Origin of the sequence: Endozoicomonas sp. ONNA1 (genome assembly GCF_024606325.1) — a bacterium.
Classification (GTDB): domain Bacteria; phylum Pseudomonadota; class Gammaproteobacteria; order Pseudomonadales; family Endozoicomonadaceae; genus Endozoicomonas_A.
The window spans coordinates 1-1,159 of record NZ_JAHHPN010000741.1; the positions used below are offsets into that span (position 1 = coordinate 1).

Sequence of the window (1,159 nt, forward strand, 5' to 3'; positions counted from 1 at the left end):
TGACAAATAAAGTACCCCCCCCTCCTTGTCTATTCTTTTTATTCTTGCAGAAACAAGCATGACCTTTTGGCAATCCACTCCATTCATAACCTCAGCAATAGCATTATTGCTGCAAAAACCATCACCGTCACCTTGAAAATTCAAAAAATCACCTGATGACTGCAAAACCCCTTTATTAAATGCATCAGATATACCTTTATCTTTCTCACTAATCCAATATTTAATATTTCTTTCATATTTTTTAATTATGTCTACCGTTCCATCAGTTGAGCCACCATCAATAATAATATATTCAATATTTTTATAAGTTTGGTTAATAACACTAAGTATGGTCTCTTCAATATGTCGTTCACCGTTAAATACTGCTGTAATTATTGAAACAGTCGGCTCATCAATTTTAAACATTACAAAACTAGCCTTTTATTCGATTTAAACTCTCGACAAAATCGTAAAACCACCTGCTTAGCAAGCTCTTCAGAAAGATAGCCTGCGCCCATAACGGCTTTTTTTATTTTCTCTTCAGACCTGCTTTGGAGGTTATCGTATTATTCAACAGATTGACTGCAATATCACTAAAGTCTGCGAAAATTACTGCTCCGACATTTATTCGGTAACGCAGGTAAAAATCATGGAAGCCTGGATTTTTCGAAATCTAAAAGCAATAGCGTTTGCTAACCTAAGAGCTATTTGCTAATAAAGAGAAAAATGACTAATGTTTTTGAAGCCTTAAGTGGGCTTGTTTTGAAGATTTTATAACCATTAAATCGTAGGCCATATATGCCGCTGAATCTCTGTGATAGCAGAGGCTTTCTAGATTTTACCCTGCCCTTGCCTTTATCGTAAGATCCTCTTGTTGTTTTCCATCAACTGCAATGATCTCAGCATTGGTTGCATGGTGGTAGGCTTGCACCCTCTCAATAAAGCATTTCTGGAATTGCTTTTAGCCTGAAAATTGTATGATGTGAAGGAATTCAGTATTCAAATTCACCATATCTTTTTAACCAATCCAATTTTTCATTGCCAAAGTTTTCAATTACTTCCCAGCCTCACAACACGAAATGATCGCACAGATGGTTAAGAGCAGAATATCAGCGAGTTTATGATCCACTTTCCATTGCTGACTCGCATCATATATGCCAGTTAGCTTACTCATGAAATA

The 1,159-nt window shown here is 36.0% G+C and carries 1 protein-coding gene; it reads right to left on the minus strand.

Features of this window, described 5'->3' with window-relative positions; translation table 11 throughout:
- A partial coding sequence (locus KDK19_RS17715; protein WP_257292492.1) for a glycosyltransferase occupies nt 1-405 on the minus strand: 405 nt, incomplete at its 3' end.
- Between the last annotated feature and the right edge of the window lie 754 nt (nt 406-1,159).